The following is a 22918-nucleotide window of genomic DNA, read 5'->3' as shown; positions in this document are numbered from 1 at the left end:
ACAGGAGCGTGAGCGTGCCCTCAACCAGGACCACCGCCCGAATCCGGGTCAGGATGAGCTCGCGGCCCGTTGACGAGCCGCATCGCGCGTCGAGCCAGCTCGAGCTCCTCTTCGATCTCACCTTCGTGGTCGCGGTCGCGGCCATCACGGCGCAGTTCGCGCATGCCATCGCTGAAGGTCATGGCCTGGCCGGGCTGGTCCCGTTCCTCCAGGTGTTCTTCGCGATCTGGTGGGCGTGGATGAACTTCACCTGGTTCGCCTCGTCCTACGACACCGACGACGTTCCCTACCGGCTGCTGACCATGGTGCAGATGGCGGGGGTGCTGGTCCTCGCCACCGGCGTGCCCGCCGCGGTCGGCCACTCCGACTACGGGATCATCACCCTGGGCTACCTCATCATGAGGATCGGGCTTGTAGCCCAATGGCTGAGGGCCGCGTTCGAAGACCCGGCGAGCCGCCGTACGGGGCTCCGCTACGCCGCGGGCATAGGTCTGGTCGAGTTGGGCTGGTTGCTCCGGCTCGCTCTCGCGGAGGCGGGCCTCCTGCCGGCGTCACTCCAGCTGCCGTTCTTCGCCTGCCTGGTCGTCCTGGAGCTGGCGGTGCCGTGGTGGGCGGAGCGGGTCAGGGCAACCACCTGGCACCCGCACCACATCGCCGAACGCTACGGCCTGTTCACGATCATCCTGCTGGGCGAGAGTGTCCTGGCCGCGAGCAGAGGGGTTGAAGGGGCGCTCGAAGCGGGTCCCCTCGTCGTCATCGCCGGATCCGGTCTCGTCCTGCTGTTCGCCCTGTGGTGGCTGTACTTCCTGGTCGAGGCAGGGGAGGGGCTCAGCGACCGGCGTCATCGGTCGTACTGGTGGGGGTACGGCCACTTCGGCGTCTTCGCCGCGCTGGCTACTCTTGGCGCCGGGCTCGAGGTGGCGGTGGAGCAGAGCGGGCGCCAGGTGGCGGCATCGCCGATGGCGATCGGCTACGCGGTCGCCATCCCGGTCGGGGTGTATCTCATCCTGCTCCGGGCGGTGCACGCGCTGGTCGACGCGGACTCCGTCGTCCCCCGCACCGCCGTGGCGGGGTGCGTCGGCGCCGTCGTGTTGTCGCCGCTCGCGGCGTCGTGGATCGGGGTGGCCGCCGTGGTCGCGCTGATCGCGACCGCCTGCGTCGCGCTGGTCGCTGTCGCCATCTGGGCGGCACGTGGCTGAAGGAGCATCATGCACGCATCAGAGAACAGAATCGCCACGTCCGTCCTGGTCATCGGGACCGGAGGGGCCGGGCTGCGGGCGGCCGTCGAACTCGCCGAGCGCGGGGTGGATGTCCTCGCGGTCGGCAAACGGCCGAAGGCGGACGCGCACACCTCGCTCGCGGCGGGCGGCATCAACGCGGCCCTCGCCACGATGGATCCCGAGGACACCTGGCAGTAGCACGCGGCCGACACTCTCAAGGAGAGTTACCTGCCGGCCAGCCCCGAGACGGTGCGCATCGTGCGACAACGCGGTCTTCGGCGCGTACGGGTTCGACCTGACCGACGGCAGCCGCTACGTCATCCATGCCGATGCGGTGATCCTGGCCGTGGGCGGGCACACCCGGATCTGGCGGCGCACCTCCTCCCGGCGTGATGAGAACACCGGCGACTCCTTACGCCTGGCCGTCCTGGCCGGCTGCCGCGTCCGCGACCCCGAGCTGGTGCAGTTCTACCCATCTGGTCTCATCGCGCCGGAGAACGCGGCTGCCACAACCGCTCCGACCACCCGGAACTCGACCCCGCGCTGCAGGTCAACCTCGTTGGGCCGGCCCCGGATCGGTGGAGCGGGAGAGCATCCCGCCGATTCCCGCCGAGATCGCGGCGCTCATGCGCGAGGTCTCGACCGCGGGAAAGCTCGTCGAGTAGCCGGATCTTGTCACAAGTGTCGGGGCTGTCCTGTCTTAGTTGGCGATCGGGCCACATCACTGAACGGGGGAGTTGTTGTGACCGCGTCGGCGATGGTCGCCGAGTTCGGCGATCGGGTTCGAGGTTCTCGAGCAACTCGACCAGCCCGGCCGGGCGCCTCTGTCGTGGTCGCGGCGCGCCGACCAGGTCGCCGCGGTAGTCGCCCGCCGCCACCGGGCTGATCCCGCCCACGCGCTCGCTGCCCGCCAGGGCGAGCGCTTCGCCCGCCTGTTCGCCACCGGCCAGATCGCCGTCCGGCTGATCCACGCGGTCAGCAGGCCGGCCGTACAACCCATGGAGGAGACATGAGCACCCCGAACGGTGAGAACGAGTTCCTGTACGAGCTCCACGTCGAGATCGAGGAGGAGCTGATCATCGCCGAGGCCAGCCACCCGGAGGAGGAGATAGGGCAGCCGGTCACCGAGTGGCTGTACGACCCGACGGACGTCGAGCGCGAGAAGATCGCTCTACGGGTGCTGCGCGACGCGGTCGAGGTGCTGGAGGACGGCCCGCGGCCGGGTGACGACGTTGCCTGAGCCGCGGATCGACACGCTCGCCGGCCTCCGCGAGCACCTGCAGTGGGCGATCGAGCTGGAGCACGCGACGCTGCCGCCGTACCTGACCGCGCTGTACTCCCTCGACCCGGAGCGCAACCCGGCGGCCGTCGAGGTGGTGAGCAGCGTTTTCGTGGAGGAGATGCTGCATCTGGCGCTGGCGGCGAACCTGCTCAACGCCGTCGGCGGCGCCCCGCGGCTCGACACGCCCGAGATGCTGCCGCCTCACCCCCGCAAGCTGCCCCACGGCGACCTTGAGCTGTCGCTGGTGCCGTTCGGCCCGGAGGCGCTGGAGATGTTCCTGCGCCTGGAACAGCCCGCACCGCCCGGCGCACCGCCGGAGGACGACAACTACGAGACCATCGGGCAGTTCTACGCCGCGATCGAGCAGGGGTTGCGCTACCTGTGCGACACGCTCGGCGAGAAGGAGGTCTTCTCCGGTGACCCGGCCCGGCAGGTGAGCGACGGCCACTTCCGCCATACCGGCGGCAGGCTGGTCGCCGTCACCGACCTCGCCTCCGCGCTGGACGCGCTTGAGGAGATCGTCGAGCAGGGGGAGGGCACCGCCCGCAGCGAGGTCTGGGACGGTGACCAGGACGAGGTCGCCCATTACTACCGCTTCATGGAGCTGAAGCTCGGCCGCCGCTACCGGCGCGGGGACACTCCTGAGTCCGGGCCCACCGGTGAGAAGCTCTCGGTGGATCTCACCGGGGTGTTCCTCCCGACGCCCAACCCTGCGGACCGCGCCGCGCAGGAGGAGTTCAACCACACCTACTGTGCGATCCTGCACCTGCTGGAGGTCGCCTTCAACGGCAGTCCGACGATGCTCGCCGTCGCTACCGGGGAGATGTACGCGCTCAAGGCCCAGGCGCAGGAGTTGATGCGGCTGGGCGGCCCCACCTTCGAGTATGTCCCGCCCGAGCTGCGCCGCTGGAGCGCGGGCGACCACCAGCGGATCGTCGTGCTCCGCAACGGGCCGTACGTCGTGTACGGCCGCATCCCCCTGCGGCGCAAGCGGAAGATCGTCTCCGCCGAGCAGAAGAACGCGCTCACCTGGAAGACCGGCGAGCCGCTGGAGACCGAGGAGATCTATGCGCTGTGCCGCTGCGGCCATTCGGGCGCCAAGCCGTTCTGCGACGGCACCCACGCCGCGATCGGCTTCGACGGCACCGAGGCCGCGCCGATGCGGCCCTACCAGGAACTGCAGCACGTGCACGACGGCGTCGGCATCTCCGCGCAGCGGGTGGGCGAGCTGTGCATCCACGCCGCCTTCTGCATCGGCCGCGCCAGGCCCATCGCCAAGACGCTCGACGACACCGCCGACAGCGACGTGCGCTCGAACATCATGGGCCGCATCGATCACTGCCCCTCCGGCTCCTACAGCTACGCCCTCGAACGCGGCGGAGAGACGATCGAAGCCGACCTCCCGCGCGCCATCTCGGTGCTGGAGGAGGAGGGCGGCCTGGCCAGCGCGCTTTGGGTGACCGGCGGCATACCCATCACCCGGTCGGACGGCCGGCCCCTGGAGACCAGGAACCGGATGACGCTGTGCCGTTGCGGCCACTCCGGCAACAAACCACTGTGCGACGGCACCCACCGCGAGATCGGCTTCCACGAATGAACAACCAGAAAGGCAATCCCGTGAACCAACCCGTCGTCCTCCTCGTCCACGGCGCCTTCGCCGAGTCGGCCAGCTGGAACCGCGTCATCCAGCGCCTGCGCAGCAACCAGCTCACCACGGTCGCCGTGGCCAACCCGCTGCGCAGCGTGGAGGGCGACGCCACCTACCTGTGCGACGTGATCAATGGCATCGGCGGCCCTGTCGTCCTGGCCGGCCATTCCTATGGCGGCATGGTGATCAGCCAGGCGGCGGCGGGCAACCCGGCCGTGCGCGCCCTGGTCTACGTCGCCGCCTTCGCCCCCGAGCCCGGCGAGAGCGCGCTGCTGCTGTCGAGCAAGTTCGAGGGCGGCACGCTCGGCCAGGCGTTGCAGGCCTACCCGGTGGCCTCCGGCGGCAACGAGTTCCGCATCGACCCCGCGAAGTTCCACCGCCAGTTCTGCGCCGACCTCGACACCGAGGAGGCCACGCTGATGGCCGCGACCCAGAGGCCGGTGACCGAGCGCGCCCTGTCCGACGGGCTCGCCGTCGACGAGGCGCCCTGGCGCACCATCCCGTCCTGGTTCGTCCACGGCGACAAGGACCTCAACATTCCGGCCGCCGCACTGCGCTTCATGGCCGAGCGTGCGGACTCGCGCGGCACCCGCGAGGTCGCCGGCGCCTCCCACGCGCTCGCGGCCTCCCAGCCCGACGCCGTGACAGCGACTATCCTCGAGGCCGCCGACCACGCGCGAGGTTGACGAACCCCTGCCCAGGCCAACGGGCGAATCGATGTGGGGCACATGAACGCGGAATCCCCGGAACAGGCGGACGCTCTCGATCGAGCGGCGTCCGCCTTCATCGAGCTGCGCCCGCGGCTGTTCGGCATCGCGTACCGGATGCTCGGCAGCGCGGCCGAGGCCGAGGACATCGTCCAGGAGGCGTGGCTGCGCTGGCAGGACACCGACCGCGAGACCATCGAGAACCCGCCGGCCTTCCTGGCGCTGGTCACCACCCGGCTGGCCATCAATCTGGCCCAGTCGGCGCGCGTGCGGCGCGAATCCTACATCGGCCCCTGGCTGCCGGAACCCGTCGACACCAGCCTTGACCCCACCGTCGGCGCGGAACGGGGCGAAGCGCTGGAGCTGGCCGTCCTGCTGCTGATGGAAAGGCTCAATCCCACCGAGCGCGCCGCGTACGTCCTGCGCGAGGCCTTCGACTACCCCTACCCGCAGATCGCGGAGATCCTCCGGCTCACCCCGGTCAACGTCAGGCAGATCGTGAGCCGCGCCCGCAGGCGCCTGATCGCTGTACGGCACGAGCCTATCGACAGGGTTGAGCACCGACGCCTGCTGGAGACCTTCCTCGACGCCGCCCAGACGGGAAACGTCGGCGCCCTGGAGCAGCTCTTCGCCGCCGACGTCGTCAGCTCCTCCGACGGCGACGGTATCAGGGGATCGGCGAAGTTCCCCGTGCTGGGCAGCGAGCGGGTGGCCAGGTTCGTGGCCGCGTTCTCGCCGTGGTTCTGGACGGGCGCCGCCATCACGTGGGTCGAGATGAACGGCCTGCCAGGTGTGCTCGTCAACCGGGACGGCGGCGTCGCCCTGCTCGCCATCGAGGCCTCCGGGGAGGGAATCCACCACCTGCTGTGGATACTCAACCCGATCAAGATCGAGGCCTTCGAGCGGTCTCGTAGTCGTTTTGTCACAACGTAACGGGCTGTCCGGTCTTACTTGCCAACCCCGAAGGAGGCGGCAGACCATGACCGAGGCGGGCGCCGAGTCGCTGGCGGAGATGCTCGACGAACGGCAGCACCTGCTCGAGATCGCCCTGTGGATGTTCGGCTCGGACACCACGGCCGACCACATCGTCCAGGAGACCTATCGCCGCTGGTACGCCCTCGACCAGGAGGAACGCGCCGCCATCGCGGCGCCGCGCGCCTGGCTGACGCGGACAGCGGGAAGCATCTGCCTGGAGCTCCTCGCCGCCCCCGAAGCCGACCCTGACCACATGCCCGGCGGCCGGGTGACCCCGTCCCAACCCGTGCCGGGTCCGGCCTCGTACCAGGTCGTGTATGGCCAGGCGATGCTCGCCAGGCACGACCGGGTGGCTCGCAGGTTCGCCGCAGCCTGCCAGGCGGGCGACACCGAGGCGCTGCGGGAGGTCCTGGCCGCCGACGCGATCGTCGTCAGCGATGGCGGCGGCAAGGTGCGCGTCGCGGTACGGCCGTCCTACGGCGTGGACGCGGTCGCACAGGTTGTCGCGGCGCTGCTGATCGACCAGCCCGGAACCGATCTGGCGATCGGATCGGTGAACGGCAGGGCAGGGCTCGTGCTGCGGCGGGCGGGCAAGGCCGTGGCGGTGGTCAGCGTGAGCGTGGCCGGAGCCGAGGTCACGGCGGTGTGGATCGTCCTCAACCCCGACAAGCTCCAGCGTTGGCACTGAAGGGCATGCCGGTGAACGACCAGATCCCTTCCACGGATCATGACTACATCGGGGCGGAGTTCAAGCCGCTCCGCTTCACGTGCGTCGCCGTGACCGGCGGCAGTTCCTCCCACGGGCGGGCCGGCGGCCAGGCCAGGTCCGCCGACGGCACCCTCTTCCTGGAGCTGCGGATGCCCGACGAGCTCGGCGGCGACAACCTGGGGCCGAACCCCGAGCAGCTCTTCGCCACCGGATACGCCGCCTGCTTCCACGGCGCGCTCAGCCTGCTCGCCAGGCGGCACCTGCTCGACCCGGCCACGATTTCGGTGGAGGCCACCGTGGCCGTCGGCAGGGATCCCGCCGGCGGCGGGTACCGGCTGCGCGCCGACCTCGTCGTGGACGGAGACGACGCCCTGCCCGACCGCGCCGTCGAACTGTACGGGGGCATCCCGCGGCCGCTCGTGCCGGCGGCGCCACCAACAAGCAGGTCGCCCTCGAACACGAGGCCGCCTGTCACAACTGAGAGGGCTGCCTTGTCTTAGCTGACGACCGGGGCGCACACGAGCGTCCCGGAAGACAGAAGGGGCTGGTAATGAAGATCGTGGTCATAGGCGGCACGGGGCTCATCGGGTCGAAGCTGGTGAAGAAGCTCGGCGAGCACGGCCACGAGGCCGTGGCCGCCTCGCCGAACACCGGCGTCAACACGCTGACCGGCGAAGGCCTGGCCGAGGTGCTGAAGGGCGCTCAGGTGGTGATCGACGTGTCGAACTCGCCCTCGTTCGAGCGCGAGGCCGTCATGAAGTTCTTCCAGACCTCCACGGGCAACCTGCTGGCGGCGGAGGCGGCGGCGGGCGTGGGCCACCACGTCGCGGTGTCGATCGTGGGTACCGAGCGGATGCCGGAGAACGGCTACTTCGCGGCGAAGATCACCCAGGAGAAGCTGATCGAGAAGTCGGGCATCCCGTTCTCGCTGGTGCACTCCACCCAGTTCTTCGAGTTCGCCCGAGGCATCGCCGACGAGGCCACAGCCGACGGCAAGGTGCACATCGCGCCGGTGCTGTTCCAGCCGATCGCGGGCGACGACGTGGCCCGGGCGGTCGGCAGGACCGCGGTGGGGACGCCGCTGAACGGCCGGGTCGAGATCGCCGGACCGACCCAGTACAGGATGGACGAGTTCTTCCGCAAGGCGCTGGCCGCCTGGGGCGACACCCGCGAGGTCGTCACCGACCCGCAGGCGCGCTACTTCGGCAGCGTGCTCGACGAGCGGTCGCTGGTGCCCGGTGACGGCGCGAAGCTCGGCACCATCACCTACAAAGACTGGCTCGACCAGTCCACCGCGAAGTAGGGCCGGGCGATGGACAAGCCGCGATCGACCGCGTGGCAGACGGCGCTGACCGTGCTGCAGGAGGCGCAGCCGCCGTTCATCCCCGAGGGCGCGCAAGCGATGACGGTGGTGATCGAGTACCCGCCCGGAGACCCGGGCGCGCCTCCGCACCGCCACCCCGGTCCCGCCTTCGGCGTCGTGCTCGAGGGCGAGATGCTGATGGAGCTGGAAGGGGAGCCCGAGCGGGTGATCCGGGCCGGCGAGGCGTTCTGGGAGCCGGGTGGCGACGTCATCCACTACCAGGACGGCAACAACCGCGATGACGTCCCCCTACGGTTCACGGTCACCATGCTGTGCGAGCCGGGCAAGCCCATGTTCACACCGGTGGAAGAGGCCGAGCTGGCCCAGCGCAAGGACCGCCGCGCGCCGCGCCCGTCCTGAACCCGCGAAGTACCGGCAGCGTGACGGCACCGGCCGCCGTCATCGTTGCCTGATCCCAGGATCGAACCAGGCCGCCGGCCCACCGGCCGGCGGTCCGATCCGCCATGCCAACAACCCGAGGTATGACACGAATGAACCACGAACAACCGGTTCGGATCGACACGCTCAGCAGCCTCCGCGAGCACCTGCAGTGGGCGGTCGAGTTGGAGCACGCCACACTGCCGCCGTACCTGACGGCGCTGTACTCGCTGGATCCGGAGCGTAACCCGGCGGCGGTGGAGGCGGTGAGCGGCGTCTTCGTGGAGGAGATGCTGCATCTGGCGCTGGCGGCGAACCTGCTCAACGCCGTCGGCGGCACGCCGCGCCTGGACATGCCGCAGATGCTGCCGCCGCACCCGCGCAAGCTGCCGCACAGCGATCTGGAGGTGTCGCTGGTGCCGTTCGGGCCGGAGGCGCTGGAGATGTTCCTGCGCTTGGAGCAGCCGGCGGCGCCGAGCGCGCCGCCGGAGGACGACGGTTACGAGACGATCGGGCAGTTCTACGCGGCGATCGAGCAGGGGTTGCGCTACCTGTGCGACACGCTCGGCGAGAAGGAGGTCTTCTGCGGCGACCCGGCCCGGCAGGTGAGCGGCGCCCGCTTCCGTCACACCGCCGGATCGCTGTTCGCCGTCGAGGACCTGGAGTCCGCGCTCGGCGCGCTCAAGGAGATCGTCGAGCAGGGGGAAGGCAACGCCTCCGGCGAGGTCTGGGACGGTGACCAGGACGTCTTCCACCCCGGGCGGGACGAGGTCGCCCACTACTACCGCTTCCAGGAGCTCAAGCTCGGCCGCCGCTACCAGCGGGGCGACACCCCGAAATCCGGGCCCACGGGGGAGGAGCTCGTGCTCGACCCGGCCGGTGTGCTCCCGATGACGCCCAACCCGCGGCCCGCCGAGCCGGGCACTGCCGTACGGGCTGCGCAGGATCTGTTCGACACCACCTACAGCACCCTGCTGAACCTGCTGGAGCAGGCATTCAACGGCGACCCGAGGCGGCTCGCGGACGCCACCCGCACCATGTTCACGCTCAGGGCCCACGCGCAGGCCCTGATGGCGCTGCCCGGCGGCGCCGGTCCCACCTTCGCCTACGTGCCGCGCGAAGCACGTAGCTGATCCATGGCGAAAGAAGGCACATCATGAACAAGCACATCCTCGAGCCCGCCGCCCGGGAGCCGGCGTAGGCCAGGACACCGACAGCCACCGCGAGTTCGCCGACGGGCCGTACCTGACGGCAAAGGCGATGGCCTGGTTCTGGGACGCCTGCACCACCGACCCCGCCCAGGGCGCCGAGATCACCGCCTCGCCGCTGCGCGCCTCTAGGTAAGGTGCCTTCTATTGATTTGGTGCTGACGTAGGAGATTTCCGTGGGCGTTTCCGTGGCGTATGTGACCTTTGCCGACCCCGACGGGGGCGACGACGAGAAGGAGGTCGCCGTCGCGGCGTGGGCCGAGGAGGGGATCGCCGGGCGGATCGTGCGGTGGGACGATCCCGAGGTCGACTGGGCCGCGTTCGACGCCGTCGTGGTCCGCACGCCCTGGGACTACGTGGAGCGGCGGGCGGAGTTCCTCGCGTGGGCCCATCGGACGGAGTCGGTCACGCGGCTGCTCAATCCGGCGGCCGTGCTGGAGCGCAACACCGACAAGACCTACCTGCGGGAGCTGGGCGTGCCGTCCATCCCGACCTACTGGGCCGGGCCGGGGGAGACCGTGGACTTTCCCGTCCTGGACGAGTACGTGGTCAAGCCCTCGATCTCGGCGGGAGCCCGCGACACGATCAGGACCGGGGACCGGAAGGAGGCCGAGGCCCACGCGGCCCGGCTGGTCGCCGGGGGGCGGACCGCGATGATCCAGCCGTACCTGGACATGGTCGAGACCGAGGGGGAGACCTCGCTGCTGTACTTCGGCGGCCGGTTCAGTCACGCCGTCCGGCGCAACGCGATGCTGGTGGAGAGCGCGAGCGGGCCGGGACAGGGGAACGACCACGGGGAGCTCCGCGTCCCCGAGCCCGACCAGCTCGCGCTGGCCGAGCGGGTGCTCGGCGAGTTCCCCGAGGTGCTCTACGCCCGGGTGGACCTGGTCCGCCTGGCCGACGGGAGTCCGGCTCTCATCGAGGTCGAGCTCACCGAGCCGTACCTGTTCCTGCGGTACGCGCCCGGCGCCGCCGCCAGCCTGGCCCGCGCCCTGGCCGAGGCGCTCTGAGCCTTCCCGCACGAAGAGCCTTCCCGCACGAAACGCGACGGCGCGCGTCCCGGGGAAGGAGACGCGCGCCGCACCGCTGACGGAAAGTGTTACTGCGGCATCACCACCGCGAGCGGGGAGACCCCGGCGGTGCGCAGGGCACCGGGGAGCTTCCTGGCCCAGGGGTGTTCGTGCAGGTCGAGCTCCTCGGGGTTGGCGACCGTGAACCGGACGGCTCCGCCGGTGGCGGGCTGCTCGGTCCAGGTGGCGCCGAAGCCCTTCAGCGCCGCGGCGACCTTGTCGCGGTCGGACGCGGGGACCGTGACGCGGATCGGCGACCCGGGGTCCGGGATGGCCGCGGCGGCCCGGGAGGCCTCGGGAGCGGGGGCGAGCGCCCGCGCCCGCGCGGAGGCGGACGGCAGGTCGGCGGTGATCGCGTTGGACACGATCTTCGCCGTGCCGTCGGTGAAGGCGCGGAAGTTCGGCTCGGCGGCGAACAGCACCGCGTGACCGTCGCCCACCGGCTCGTCGACCGCGGCCGCCGTCCCGCCGAGCTCCTCGGCACCCAGCGCGAAACCGGACTGGAACCAGTCGGGCGAGTTCGCGGCCGGGTAGGAGGACACCACGTGTGCGGGGTCGGCGGCGCGCATGACCAGGTCGTACGCGTAGAACTGCATGACGCTCGACCCGACGTCCCTGCTCAGCGGGCCGGCGGCCACGGTGGTCCTGAAGAGCGAGCCGGGGATGTCCGAGGTCGGCTCGGACAGCGTCACGCCGGAGAGACCGGCCAGGACGGCCAGCTGGGTGCCGCCCGCCCATCCGACATAGCGCCCGCCGCCGCTCACCCAGTCGCGCAGCGCCGCGCGCCCGGCGTCGCCGAGGGTGGTGTTCGCCGCGCTGGCCGAGCCGTCCGGCACGAGCACCACGTCCAGCCCGGTCAGCTTGCCCGCGGCGACGTCGGCCGGGGTGAGCACCGTGTAGGGCAGTTTCCAGTCGCGGTCGAGGCGGTGCCGGAGCCAGCCGGAGGACTCGGCGGCGTTCTGCGCCGTGCCGCCGGACAGCTGCAGGACCCCGATCTTTCGGGAGGTGGTCACCTTGGCCGGCGGGGCGTCCACCGGCCGGACCGGCGTCGCGAGGGGCAGCAGCACCTGGCCGGAGGACCCGCCCGAGACGTTGCCGAGCAGCGGCAGGCTCCACGCGGTCACGTCGTAGAAGTACGGGAACGGCGTGTAGGTGTCCTCGTTCAGCATGGCCTGGACCCAGTGCTTCTGGCCCTGGGCCATCGGGATCCAGTAGGTGCCCCTGGGCAGGGTGGTCCTCGCCTCGGGCCTGCCGTACGCCTTGAAGTCCTTGACCGTCAGCGGCAGGGTGAGCTTGAACACCTGGACGTCCATGCGCTGGAGCCGCCGCACGATCAGCTCGGTCTCCGCCTTCTTGGCCGGGTCGTCGGCGCGCAGGAAGTAGTGGCGCACCCTGCGGTCGGGAACCTGGGTGATGACCTCGTTGCCCGGGTTGTAGACCTGGTTCGGCTCCAGCTTGCCGTCGAGGCCCTGCTTGAGCGCGTCGGCGTACATGCGGTGCCAGGTGGTGAGGATCTCGGTCTTCTTGGCCGCCGCCGCGGAGAGCGAGACCCACTGGGTCAGCCACTGTTCGAAGGCGCGGGCGGCGATCGGGGAGGCGTTCCCCTTCTCGAACGTCATGCCCGCCGCGTTGAACCCGGTCGTCGGGACCGTGTCGCCGTAGCCCATGTAGAACATGTCATAGACGTCGCGGTTGAAGAACGGGATGCCGCGCCGGGTGAACTCGTCGATCATCGCGGCGCCGTAGGTGTTGTTGATCCAGTCGATCGTCGGCTCGGCGATGTCGTGGTAGAACGGGTCGGCGTTCGGCGGGAAGAAGTACTCGGTGCCGCCCATCTCGTGGGCGTCGATGAAGAGCTGCGGCGGATACTTGCGCATCAGCTCGATCTTGCCGTCGGTCTCCGGCTGGGTCCGCGCGAACCAGTCGCGGTTCATGTCGAACGAGTAGGCGTTGCGCCGGGTGTCGGCCTCGCGGCCGTCGGGGTTCTGCGTCGGCAGGATCACCACGACGGCGTTGTCCAGGATGCGCTTCGCCGCGCAGTCGTCCCGTCCGGCCAGGTCGTGCAGGGTCCTCAGCGCCGCGTCGGTGCCGCTCTCCTCGCCGCCGTGCACGTTTCCGGCGATCCACAGGATCGCGGGCGTGTTCCTGGCGAGGACCTTCGCCGCGGAGGCGGGGGTGAGGGGGTTGCGCAGCAGCTTGATCGAGGTCTCGATCGCGCGCAGGTTCCTGATGTTGTGCGAGGTGCCGACGATCGCGTACTTCAGCGGGCGTCCCTCGGCGCTCGTGGCCAGCGTGCCGGAGACGACCCGGTCACTGGCCTTGTCGATCGCGGTGAGCAGGGTGTCCGACTCGGCCGAGGTGACCTCTCGCTCGCCGAGCTCGAAGCCGAGAACGCTCTTCGGCGTCGGCACCTTGCCGTTGTACGCGGGGGGAGTCTGGGTAGCGTCACAGGTGGTCACGGAGGGTGCGGCCGGAGTGGGTTCCGCCTGGGCGGCTCCGGCAGGGAGGGCGATGGCGACGGCCAGTACGGCCGGTGCCATCACCTTGAAACGCTTCAGCATGAGGTAAAGCTGTCATCTGAAAGAAATGACGGCAAGGGGGGAAATTTTACGCTTGTGTTACGGGTGGAGCTTTTGAGGTTTTTGTTCTCTAAGGAGCTAATGAGAGCCTTGTAGATGAAAAGTCCTCTTCCGGCGGAGCGCCTCCCGGGCCGTCCGAGCCCCCTCCCGCCGGTGGGCCTCCCCGCCGCCGGGGCGCCTACGCGTGGCCGGAGATGCCGCCGTCGACCGGGATCACGGCCCCGGTGAGGTATGCGCCGGCGCGCGAGGACAGGAAGATCGCGGTGCCCGCCATGTCCTCGGGGCTGCCGATCCTGCCCATCGGGACGTGGGAGGCGACCGCCGCGCGCATCTCCGGGTCGTCGAGCGCGAAGGCCATCATCTTCGACTCGAACGGCCCAGGGGCGATCGCGTTGACGGTGATCGACTCCCTGGCGAGCCGCTGGGACAGGTGCCGGGTGAGCATGTGCACGGCCGCCTTGGCCGCCGAGTAGGCGTAGTTCTCCATCGTCGGCACCCGGAGACCGTCCACCGAGCCGATGTTGATCACCCTGGCCGGGTCCTCCGGGCTCGCGGCGGCGCGCAGCAGCGGCAGGAACCGCTGGGTCAGGTAGAACACGCCCTTGACGTTGATCCCCCAGAGCTTGTCGAAGGCCTGCTCGGGGTACTCCTCCAGCGGTGCGCCCCAGGTCGCCCCGGCGTTGTTCACCAGCACGTCGAGCCGGGACTCGCGCTCCGCCACGGCCTCGAACAGCGCGGACACCCCGTCCTCGGTGGACAGGTCGGCGGGTATCGCGGTGCACCCCAGCTCGGCTGCCGTCTTGCCGACCTCGGCCGCCTTCCGCGAGGAGATGTAAACCGTGGCCCCCGCGTCGACGAACCCGGCCGCGATCATCCGGCCGATTCCCCGGGACCCGCCCGTGACGACGACGGTCTTTCCTTCCACCGAGAACAGAGTCATGTTCTGTAGCATGCCGCACCCCCGGCGACCCCGTCCATACCAACCGGTTGGTTCCGCACGCTTAGCATCCCGTTTATTGCAGATAATCCTTTTTGTGATGTTTCGTGCCGGAAGACTTGAAAAATAATGTCGCCAAATAAAACGAGAGTGAAACAATCTTCCACCCCTCGTTGACACGCGCCGTTCGTATGGTGTGCCTTCGTTGTCAGGGAGTCACCGATCCGGAAGTGGGGTACGGCATGCTCAGAACGGGTGCGCGCCTGGCGGTGCTGGGCCTGGGACTGTCGATGGCGCTGTCGGCGACGACACTTCCCGTGGCGCACGCGTCACCTCCGGGACGTTCCGCGCCCCCCGCGCCTTCCGGGGCCCTCGCGCTCGCGGGGTCTCCCGCCCGGCACGTCCCGGCCGCGCGGGCGCCCCAGCCGGCGAAGAAGATCGTCCGGCTGGGCGCGATACAGAGCATGGACTCGATGAACCCGTTCCTGGCGGTCCGGCTGATCTCGACGTCGATCCACCGCTGGACGTACGGCTATCTCACGGTGCCCGACTCGAAGACCCTGAAGCCCGGCCCCGACCTCGCCGAATCGTGGAAGACGTCACCGGACAAGCTGACCTGGACCTTCACGATCCGGTCCGGGGCGACCTGGTCGGACGGCAGGCCGGTCACCGCGGGGGACGCCGCGTGGACCTTCAACAAGATCATGACGGACGACGCGGCCAAGACGGCGAACGGCCCCGCCGTCGAGAACTTCGACACCGTGACGGCGCCCGACGACCGGACCCTCGTCATCAAGACCAGGAAGCCGCAGGCCTCGATGCTGGAGCTGCCGATCCCGATCGTGCCCAAGCACGTGTGGGAGGGCGTGCCCGACATCGGCACCTTCGAGAACGAGACCTACCCCGCCGTCGGCGGCGGGCCCTACATCCCCGTCGAGCACAGCAAGAACAACTACGTGAAGCTCAAGGCCAACCCGTCGTACTGGCGCGGCGCACCCAAGATCGACGAGCTGCACGTCATCTTCTACGAGAACCCCGAGGCGGCCGTCGCCGGGCTGAGGAAGGGCGACATCGACTGGATCGGGCGGCTGGCGCCCCCGCAGTTCCAGGCCCTGGCGGGTGACCCCAACCTCGTGCAGTGGAACACCCAGGGCCGTCGCGCCGGCTACCTGCAGCTCAACCCGGGCGCCGAGACGGCGGGCGGCGAGCCGATCGGCGACGGGCACCCCGCGCTGAAGGACGCCAGGGTGCGCAGGGCGATCCATCACGCGATCGACAAGAAGACCCTCGTCGCGCAGGTGCAGAACGGGCTCGCCGTCCCGGCCGACGGCTCGATCATCCCGCCGATGTACCAGGAGTTCTTCTGGAGGGCCGAGGGCGACAAGGCCGTCACCTTCGACCAGGCCGAGGCCAACCGCATCCTCGACGAGGCCGGGTACGCCAAGGGCGCCGACGGGATCAGGACCATGCCCGGCGGAGGCCGCAAGCTGGAGATGCGCTTCAGCATCCACACCGAGGACCCCGTCGAGGACAAGCTCGCCCAGTTCGTCACCGGCTGGCTCAAGGACATCGGCATCCAGATCACCACCCGCAAGCTCGACGCCAACAAGTTCACCGAGGAGACGGGCGGCACCGCCCTCTACGACATCGCGATCAGCGGCTGGTCGGTCAACCCGGACCCCGAGGAGATCCTGGCCACCCACCTGTGCAGCCGCCGGCCCACCGCGAGCGGCGAGGGCGGCGGGACCGAGTCGTTCTTCTGCGACGAGGAGTTCGAGAGGCTCTACCAGGCGCAGCTGGCCGAACTCGACCGGGCCGCGCGCGTCGGCCTGATCAAGCAGATGCAGGAGCGGCTCTACACCGAGGCCCCCGTCATCGCGCTCTACTACCCCAACAACCTGGAGGTCTACCGCAAGGACCGGATCGCCTCCATCACCCCGATCCCGGAGGACAAGGGCATCCTGTACGGCGGGAGCGGCTACTGGCCCGTCTATTCCCTGCGGGCGGTGGAGCGCGCGGCCCCGGCCGGCGACGACTCCGCGGGGGGCGTCATCCTGGCCGTCGCGGCGGGTGCGGCCGTGCTCGCCGGGGCCGGGATCTTCCTCTTCACCAGGCGGCGCCGCGCCACCGCCGACGACCGCGAGTAGCGGCCGATGAGCACACCGCCGGGCGAGCTGACGAAGGCGTCGCCGAAGGACGGTCACGAGGAGGGCGGTGCCCGCCGGAGCGTGGCGCGCTACGCGCTGGTCAAGCTCGGCGGGGCGCTGCTCGGCATCGGGCTGGTGATCGTCGCGACGTTCTTCCTGTTCCGCCTGATCCCCGGCGACCCCACCATCGCCTACACCCGCGACGTGCCGGTCACCCCGGAGCAGCTCGCCCTGCTCAGGCGGCAGATGGGCCTGGACCGGCCGCTGGGCGAGCAGTTCGTGGACTTCGTGCTGCGGACCCTGCGGCTGGACCTCGGCACCTCGTACGAGTACCGCAGGCCGGTCGCCGAGCTCATCGGCGACCGGGTGGGCCCCACGCTGCTGCTGGTGGGCACCGGGCTGGCCGTCGCGGTCGGCCTGGGCATGTGGCAGGGCACCAGGGCCGCCTGGCACCACGGCGGCCGGTTCGACCGCTTCTCCACGGGGACCGCGCTGACCCTGTGGTCGGTGCCGACCTTCTGGCTGGGGCTGCTGCTGCTCATGGTCCTCGCGGCGGGGATGGGGCCGATCCCCGGGATGTTCCCCACCCGGGGCATGCAGGACGTCGACGCGCCGGACGGGCCGCTCTACCTCCTGCACGTCGCCCACCACCTGGTGCTGCCGTGCCTCACCCTGGTCGCCGTCGTCTACGCGCAGTACCTGCTGGTCATGCGCTCCTCGCTGCTCGACGAGATCGGCCAGGACTACGTGACCACCGCCCGCGCCAAGGGCCTGCGCGACGACGACGTCCGGCGCCGCCACGCGGTGCCGAACGCGCTGCTGCCGACGGTGACCCTGGTCTTCATGCAGATCGGCTTCGTGGTCGGCGGCGCGGTCTCGGTGGAGTTCGTCTACTCCTGGCCCGGCCTCGGCCTGCTGTTCGTCGAGGCGATCAAGGGACCCGACTACGCGGTCATGCAGGGGACCTTCATGCTCGTCTGCGTCGCGGTGATCGTCATGAACACGCTGGCCGACGTGGTCTACCACGTCCTGGATCCGAGGGTGAGGTCGGCGTGAGCACGAAGGAGGAGGACACGAGGCGGGAAGGTCCGGGGGAGAGGGAGGCGGCCGGCGGCGCCGCCGGAACCCCGAGCACGGCCGGCGGTGCGACCGGAACCCCGAGCGTGACCGGCGGTGCGACCGGGTCGCCGCGCGCGATCGCCAGGACGCGCCGTCGCGCCGCGCTCGTGCGGTTCCGCCGCGCGTACGCCGGGAACAGGGCCGGGCTGTACGGTGCGGCCATCCTGCTGGTCGCCGTCCTGGCGGCCCTCGTCACGCCGCTGGTCACCGACCCGTCCGGGATGGACGTGACCAGGGCGACGGGCGCCAAGATGGCGCCGCCGAGCGTGGACTTCCCGCTCGGCACCGACGAGTCCGGCCGCTCGGTCCTGCTCATGCTCCTGTGGGGCTCGCGGGTCTCGCTGCTCATCGGGTTCATGTCGGCACTGCTCAGCATGGTGATCGGTACGGTCTTCGGCATCGCGGCCGGGCACTTCCGCGGCTGGGCCTCGGCCGTGCTGATGCGCGTCACCGACTGGTTCCTGGTGCTGCCCGCCCTGGTCCTGGCCCTGGTCCTCGCGGCCGTCCTCGGCGGCGGCGCGTCCACGATCATCCTGGCGATCGGGGTGACCTCCTGGGCCTCCACGGCGAGGCTGATCCGGGCCCAGACGCTGGCGGTCGAGGCCAGGCCCTACATCGAGAGGTCCAGGGCGCTGGGCGCGGGACACTGGCACGTCATGACCCGGCACGTGCTGCCGAACGTCGCCCCGCTGGTCCTGGCCAACACCACCCTCACGGTGGCCAGCGCCATCGTCACCGAGTCCACCCTCGCCTTCCTGGGCGCCGACTCGGGCCAGGTGTCGTGGGGCGGCATGCTGCGCGGCTCCTACGACTGGGGGGCGGCCACCTCGGGCGCCTGGTGGTACGTGCTGCCGCCCGGCCTGTGCATCGTCCTGGTCGTCCTGGCGTTCACCCTCTGCGGGCGCGCCCTGGAGACCGTACTCAACCCACGCCTTCGGGGGGTCTCGTGACCGTACTCGATCCACACCCGGGGGAGGACTCGTGACCGTACTCGGCCCGCGGCCTCCGGGGACCCCCGCCGTGTCCGGCCCGAGCCCTCGGGAGGCCTCGTGACCCTGCTCGAACTGCGTGACGTGGCGGTGACCTACCGGAGCGCTACCGGGGACGTCCCCGCCGTGCGGGGCGTCTCGCTCGCCCTGGCGGAGGGCGAGGCCCTCGGCGTGGCGGGGGAGTCGGGGTCGGGCAAGTCGACGCTGGCCATGTCGCTGCTGCGGCTGCTGCCCAGGGACGCGCTGGTGTCCGGGGAGATCCTGCTGGACGGCGAGGACGTCCTCACGATGAGCTGGGGGCGGCTGCGCGCGGTCCGGTGGGCCTCGGCCTCCCTGGTCTTCCAGGGCGCCCAGCACGCCCTGAACCCGGTGCGCAGGATCGGCGAGCAGATCGCCGAGCCGCTGCGGGTGCACGGCATGGCGACCGGCGCGGCGGCGCGGCGCAGGACGGAGGAACTGCTGGAGCAGGTCGGCCTGCCCGCCTGGCGGGCGCGCGGCTACCCGCACGAGCTGTCCGGCGGGCAGCGCCAGCGCGTGATGATCGCGATGGCGCTCGCCTGCTCCCCGCGCCTGATCGTCGCCGACGAGCCGACCACCGCGCTGGACGTGATGATCCAGGCGCAGGTGCTCTCGCTGATCCGCTCGCTCATCGCCGAGCACGGGATCGGCCTGATCATGATCTCTCACGACCTGTCGGTCCTGGCCGCGACGTGCGACCGGCTGGCGGTCATGTACGCGGGCCGCGTGGTCGAGTCCGGTCCCTCGCGCGAGGTCTTCCGGGACGCCAGGCACCCCTACGGCAGGGCGCTGGCCGGGGCCTTCCCCACCGTCGGCGACCCCGCCTCCAGGATGGCGCCCAGCGGGCTGGGCGGCGACCCGCCCGACCCGGCCCACCTGCCCACGGGGTGCTCCTTCCATCCCCGCTGCCCGGTGTCGCTCGTCTCGTGCGCGTCGGAGCCGGTCGAGCTCTGGCCCGTGAGCCCTACCGGAGCGGAAAGCACGGAGACGGGCCGCGCCGGGGCGTCGCACACTGCCGCGTGCGTCCACGTCCGCGTCCCCGAGGAGACCCGATGACCCTGCTCGAAGCGCGGGACCTGCGGGTGGAGTTCGTCTCGCGCGGGCGCCGCGCCCGCGCGGTGGACGGGGTGAACCTCGTCGTGGGCCAGGGAGAGATCGTCGCGCTGGTCGGCGAGTCCGGCTGCGGCAAGACGACGCTGGCCCGCACCCTGCTCGGCCTGGAGCGGCCCGCCGCGGGGTCGGTCCTGTACGGCGGGGTCCCGCTGGCCTACTCCTCGCGCGCGCTGCGGGCCCACCGGCGCGAGGTGCAGCTCGTGCTCCAGGACCCCACGGGATCGCTCAACCCCCGGCACACCGTCTACGAGGCGGTGGCCGAGGGGCCGCGCATCCACCGCCTGCCCGCGGAGGAGGAACGGGTCGCGTCGGCGCTGTCGCGCGCCGGGCTGCGGCCCCCCGAGCGGTTCTTCAACCGCTACCCGCACGAGCTGTCCGGCGGCCAGCGCCAGCGCGTCGTCATCGCCGGGGCCCTCGCGCTCGACCCCCGGGTGCTGGTCGCCGACGAGCCGGTGGCCTCGCTGGACGCGTCGGTGCGCGGCGAGATCCTCGCGCTGCTGCTCCGCCTCCGCGACGAGCTGGGCCTGTCGGCGCTGGTCGTCACCCACGACCTCGGGCTGGCCTGGAACATCGCCGACCGCGTCGCGGTGATGTATCTCGGCAGGATCGTCGAGTCGGGACCGGTGGAGCGGATCCTCACCGCGCCGTCGCACCCGTACACCCAGGCGCTGCTGTCGGTCCTGCCGGAGTCGCCGTCGCCCGTGGTGCTGGGCGGCGAGCCGCCGGACCCGACCCGGATCCCGCGGGGCTGCCGCTTCCACCCGCGCTGCCAGGTCCTGGCCTCGGGCGCGGCGGCCGGGACGGGGGTCGACGGGCTGTGCGTGTCACGGCCGCTGCCCGTCCTGCCGTCCTCGGCCGCCGCCCAGGTCGCCTGCCACCACGCCGAGGCCCGCTCCGCCTCCGCCCGGGGCGAGGTCGAGGCGGAGCGGCGGTGAGCGGCGCAGGAACGGGTACGGACGGCGTGCCCGCGCCGGAGAGGGGTCTCGCGGAGGCCGGGGCGGCCGGGGTCAGAGGCCGGGCAGGCGGCCGTTCCTGAACAGGTCGACGAAGAGCCCGTGGTCGGCCCTGGCCCGTGCCCCGTAGGCGTGGGCGAAGTCGACGAGAGTGCGGGTGAAGCCCTCGGTGTCGCCGCCGATCACGGCCACGATCGCGTCCTCGGTGGAGAAGTCGACCAGGTCGTGGCTGGACTCGTCGTCGGCCACCGAGTGCATCCTGGCCACGGCCCGGCCCAGGTCGCGGACGACCGAGGCCAGCTCGTCCGGCTCGTTGACGTCGCCCCAGTTCAGATCGGCGGAGTAGGGGGAGACCTCGGCGACCAGCTGGCCGACGCCGTTCAGCGTGGTGTGGCCGAGCCACGGGTCGGCGTACGCCTGCAGGGCCCGCTGCGACTCGGCGGTGCGGTGGCCCTGGTGCTTGAAGTAGCCGTGCACCTTCTCGTCGGTGATGTGCCGCGCCACGGCCGGCACCTGGGCCTGCTTCATGTAGAGGATGACGTCGTTCTCCAGGGCCTGGGTGTGGCCCTCCAGGAGCATGTTGTACGAGGGCAGCCCGGCCGAGCCGATCCCGATGCCGGTGCGCAGCGCGAAGTCCTTGATCTTGTGCTCGATCCCGGAGACCGTGGGAAGGGTCGTCAGGTAGTCGCGGAAGGCCACCTCCACCGCCTCGCGGGTCTCCTGGTCCACCGGATGGCGGCCGTCCATGAGGGCGAACCTGCGGTCGAAGTTCTCGACGGTCGTCTCCAGGTCCAGCAGCGCCACCCGGGTGTTCAGCCGGGCGAGCTGCAGCACCCGGTGGAGCACGCCGCTCGTGGTGTCCAGGGTCAGCGAGCCGATCGCGTCGTCCCCGCCGTCCGAGATGCCGTGCAACTCGGAGAGATAGGAGTGGGCGAACTCGGTCACCAGCTCGCCGATGACGTCGTCCGACAGCGCCTTGGCGTACCCGATGAGCGCGACGCTGGCCGCGAACCGCCGCAGGTCCCAGATGTACGGGCCGACGTAGGCCTCGTCGAAGTCGTTGACGTTGAACACCAGGACGCCCGAGGCGTTCATGTAGGTGCCGAAGTTCTCGGCGTGCAGGTCACCGTGGATCCAGACGCGCCGCGTCTGCTCGTCCAGGAAGGCGTCGTCGGCGAACGCGCCGGTCATGTCCGCGTAGAACAGGCAGGCGCTGCCCCGGTAGAAGGCGAAGGGCGAGGCGGCCATCTTCCGGAACTTGCGCCGGAAGGCCGCGGGATCACGCTTGATGGAATCACCGAACTCGGTGATCAGGACGTCGAGAATGTGCGCCGAGCGCCCATCGGTGGTCATGGTGGGCAGGTTAGGTCGCGGGACAGGGACTCCGCCAGATCCACGGCATCACGGATGTGGAACGTACCAATGAGCCCGTTCTGTCCCGCTCCCGGTTCGGGGGCCGGCACGGCGTCGCGGAAGGACGGAAAGGCGTCGACAACCGCGCCGGCCGATCATAGGTTCGATGGTGGGGACCCGGGACCGCGGGAGGCGGAGGGGGCCGGAAGGGGAGCGGGCGCGAAGGCGCGGCGGGTGCGGCTGGTGCGGCGGGTGAGGGGCCCGGCGACGTGGACGCGGGGTCCGAAGGGCGGCTGGGAGCTCACGGGAGAGGCGCGGAGGTCGGCATGGCGGTGCTGGAGGGCAGGACGGCGGTGGTCACCGGGGGGTCGCGGGGCATCGGCCGGGCGATCGTGGAGCGTCTCGCCCGTGACGGGGCGGACGTCGTCTTCACCTACGCGAACGCCGCCGCGTCCGCGGGCGAGGTGGAGCAGGCGGTCAAGGAGGCGGGCGGGAGCGCCCGCGCCGTCCAGGCCGACCTCGGCAAGCGGGGCGCCGCGGAGTGGCTGATGGAGACCGCCGAGGAGATTCTCGGCGGCCTCGACATCCTGGTCAACAACGCCGCGCTGAGCTTCACCCCGATCTCCATCGCGGAGACCACCGAGAAGCTGTACGACCGCGCCATGGCGGTCAACGCCAAGGCCGCCTTCCTGACCATCCGCCACGCCGCCAGGCACATGCGCGACGGCGGCCGTATCGTCAACATCTCCACTCTCAACACCGTCCGTCCCGCGGCCGGCATCGCCCCCTACGCGGCGAGCAAGGGCGCCCTCGAACAGCTGACCGCGGTCGCGGCCCGCGAGCTCGGCGAGCGGGGCATCACCGTCAACACGGTCTCCCCGGGCGCCACGGACACCGACCTGCTGCGCGGCACCAACCCCGAGGCGGTGCTGGCCCAGGTGGCCGGCATGACCCCGCTCGCCCGCCTCGGCGAGCCCTCGGACATCGCGGACGTCGTGGCCTTTCTCGTAGGTCCCGACGGGCGCTGGATCACCGGCCAGAACCTCCAGGCGAACGGGGGCCTCAGCTGAGGCGCCCCCGGCGGCCGGCGGTCCTCGCCGGCCACGGCGCGGGCGGTTCCTGAGAGGTCGGGCCGTGAGCCGTGACCGGC

At 70.9% G+C, this 22918-nt stretch carries 22 protein-coding genes; 19 read left to right on the top strand and 3 right to left on the bottom strand.

Annotated elements, in window-relative coordinates:
* Positions 1 to 14: 14 nt before the first annotated feature.
* The 13 genes from AB0F88_RS05720 to AB0F88_RS05660 all read left to right on the top strand — a co-directional run bounded on the left by AB0F88_RS05720 (position 15) and on the right by AB0F88_RS05660 (position 10500).
* Positions 15 to 1199 (top strand): low temperature requirement protein A, encoded by a 1185-nt coding sequence (locus AB0F88_RS05720; RefSeq protein WP_362677726.1) that lies wholly within the window; start codon positions 15 to 17, stop codon positions 1197 to 1199.
* Between the two features lie 9 nt (positions 1200 to 1208).
* Positions 1209 to 1418: an FAD-dependent oxidoreductase gene (locus AB0F88_RS05715; protein WP_362677724.1), complete on the top strand. Its 210-nt coding sequence runs from the start codon at positions 1209 to 1211 to the stop codon at positions 1416 to 1418.
* Positions 1396 to 2106 carry an FAD-binding protein gene (locus tag AB0F88_RS05710; protein WP_362677971.1) on the top strand — a complete coding sequence of 237 codons (711 nt, stop codon included), beginning with the start codon at positions 1396 to 1398 and terminating at the stop codon, positions 2104 to 2106. The genes AB0F88_RS05715 and AB0F88_RS05710 overlap by 23 nt, the downstream gene beginning before the upstream one ends.
* A 123-nt stretch (positions 2107 to 2229) precedes the next feature.
* Positions 2230 to 2460, top strand: a complete 231-nt coding sequence (locus AB0F88_RS05705; RefSeq protein WP_362677722.1) for a hypothetical protein — start codon at positions 2230 to 2232, stop codon at positions 2458 to 2460.
* A complete protein-coding gene (locus tag AB0F88_RS05700; RefSeq protein WP_362677720.1) occupies positions 2444 to 4099 on the top strand; it encodes a ferritin-like domain-containing protein in 1656 nt (551 codons plus the stop codon). Before AB0F88_RS05705 ends, AB0F88_RS05700 begins: the two co-directional genes overlap by 17 nt.
* Positions 4096 to 4836 carry an alpha/beta hydrolase gene (locus AB0F88_RS05695; RefSeq protein ID WP_362677718.1) on the top strand — a complete coding sequence of 247 codons (741 nt, stop codon included), beginning with the start codon at positions 4096 to 4098 and terminating at the stop codon, positions 4834 to 4836. The genes AB0F88_RS05700 and AB0F88_RS05695 overlap by 4 nt, the downstream gene beginning before the upstream one ends.
* A 42-nt stretch (positions 4837 to 4878) precedes the next feature.
* Positions 4879 to 5790 (top strand): sigma-70 family RNA polymerase sigma factor, encoded by a 912-nt coding sequence (locus AB0F88_RS05690; RefSeq protein ID WP_362677716.1) that lies wholly within the window; start codon positions 4879 to 4881, stop codon positions 5788 to 5790.
* 46 nt (positions 5791 to 5836) lie between these two features.
* Entirely contained in the window at positions 5837 to 6520 is a 684-nt protein-coding gene (locus AB0F88_RS05685) for a hypothetical protein (protein ID WP_362677714.1), read from the top strand.
* On the top strand, positions 6511 to 7041 hold the full coding sequence (locus AB0F88_RS05680; RefSeq protein WP_362677712.1) for an OsmC family protein: 531 nt from the start codon (positions 6511 to 6513) through the stop codon (positions 7039 to 7041). Before AB0F88_RS05685 ends, AB0F88_RS05680 begins: the two co-directional genes overlap by 10 nt.
* Before the next feature lie 50 nt (positions 7042 to 7091).
* On the top strand, positions 7092 to 7844 hold the full coding sequence (locus tag AB0F88_RS05675; protein WP_362677710.1) for an SDR family oxidoreductase: 753 nt from the start codon (positions 7092 to 7094) through the stop codon (positions 7842 to 7844).
* Positions 7845 to 7853: 9 nt separating this feature from the next.
* Positions 7854 to 8264, top strand: a complete 411-nt coding sequence (locus tag AB0F88_RS05670; RefSeq protein WP_362677708.1) for a cupin domain-containing protein — start codon at positions 7854 to 7856, stop codon at positions 8262 to 8264.
* Positions 8265 to 8395: 131 nt separating this feature from the next.
* The gene (locus AB0F88_RS05665) at positions 8396 to 9415 is read left to right on the top strand and encodes a ferritin-like protein (protein ID WP_362677706.1); all 1020 of its coding nucleotides are present in this window, start codon (positions 8396 to 8398) and stop codon (positions 9413 to 9415) included.
* A gap of 251 nt (positions 9416 to 9666) precedes the next feature.
* Positions 9667 to 10500 (top strand): hypothetical protein, encoded by an 834-nt coding sequence (locus tag AB0F88_RS05660; protein WP_362677704.1) that lies wholly within the window; start codon positions 9667 to 9669, stop codon positions 10498 to 10500.
* Positions 10501 to 10589: 89 nt separating this feature from the next.
* Here AB0F88_RS05660 and AB0F88_RS05655 read toward each other — a convergent pair whose 3' ends face one another.
* Together AB0F88_RS05655 and AB0F88_RS05650 are read right to left on the bottom strand one after the other, a co-directional pair.
* Positions 10590 to 13121, bottom strand: a complete 2532-nt coding sequence (locus AB0F88_RS05655; protein WP_362677702.1) for a M14 family zinc carboxypeptidase — start codon at positions 13119 to 13121, stop codon at positions 10590 to 10592.
* 196 nt (positions 13122 to 13317) lie between these two features.
* A complete protein-coding gene (locus AB0F88_RS05650; RefSeq protein WP_362677700.1) occupies positions 13318 to 14079 on the bottom strand; it encodes an SDR family oxidoreductase in 762 nt (253 codons plus the stop codon).
* 239 nt (positions 14080 to 14318) lie between these two features.
* On the opposite strand from AB0F88_RS05650, the gene AB0F88_RS05645 reads away from it, so the two are divergent.
* From AB0F88_RS05645 to AB0F88_RS05625, 5 genes are all read left to right on the top strand, one after another.
* Entirely contained in the window at positions 14319 to 16223 is a 1905-nt protein-coding gene (locus AB0F88_RS05645) for an ABC transporter substrate-binding protein (RefSeq protein WP_362677698.1), read from the top strand.
* Between the two features lie 6 nt (positions 16224 to 16229).
* Positions 16230 to 17279 (top strand): ABC transporter permease, encoded by a 1050-nt coding sequence (locus AB0F88_RS05640; RefSeq protein WP_362677696.1) that lies wholly within the window; start codon positions 16230 to 16232, stop codon positions 17277 to 17279.
* 107 nt (positions 17280 to 17386) lie between these two features.
* The gene (locus tag AB0F88_RS05635) at positions 17387 to 18292 is read left to right on the top strand and encodes an ABC transporter permease (RefSeq protein WP_362677969.1); all 906 of its coding nucleotides are present in this window, start codon (positions 17387 to 17389) and stop codon (positions 18290 to 18292) included.
* Positions 18293 to 18391: 99 nt separating this feature from the next.
* Positions 18392 to 19405, top strand: coding sequence for an ABC transporter ATP-binding protein (locus AB0F88_RS05630; RefSeq protein ID WP_362677694.1), 1014 nt, complete (start codon positions 18392 to 18394; stop codon positions 19403 to 19405).
* On the top strand, positions 19402 to 20397 hold the full coding sequence (locus AB0F88_RS05625; RefSeq protein ID WP_362677692.1) for an ABC transporter ATP-binding protein: 996 nt from the start codon (positions 19402 to 19404) through the stop codon (positions 20395 to 20397). Before AB0F88_RS05630 ends, AB0F88_RS05625 begins: the two co-directional genes overlap by 4 nt.
* 72 nt (positions 20398 to 20469) lie before the next feature.
* Here AB0F88_RS05625 and AB0F88_RS05620 read toward each other — a convergent pair whose 3' ends face one another.
* Positions 20470 to 21768 carry a DUF2252 domain-containing protein gene (locus tag AB0F88_RS05620; RefSeq protein WP_362677690.1) on the bottom strand — a complete coding sequence of 433 codons (1299 nt, stop codon included), beginning with the start codon at positions 21766 to 21768 and terminating at the stop codon, positions 20470 to 20472.
* Between the two features lie 326 nt (positions 21769 to 22094).
* Between AB0F88_RS05620 and AB0F88_RS05615 the strand changes: the two genes are divergently transcribed.
* Positions 22095 to 22838 carry an SDR family oxidoreductase gene (locus AB0F88_RS05615; RefSeq protein ID WP_362677688.1) on the top strand — a complete coding sequence of 248 codons (744 nt, stop codon included), beginning with the start codon at positions 22095 to 22097 and terminating at the stop codon, positions 22836 to 22838.
* Positions 22839 to 22918: the final 80 nt, after the last annotated feature.

The organism is Streptosporangium sp. NPDC023963 (genome assembly GCF_040639135.1).
In the GTDB taxonomy this organism is placed as follows: domain Bacteria; phylum Actinomycetota; class Actinomycetes; order Streptosporangiales; family Streptosporangiaceae; genus Streptosporangium.
Note: the sequence above shows the minus strand (reverse complement) of the source record. Positions and strands in the feature narration are given on the sequence as shown.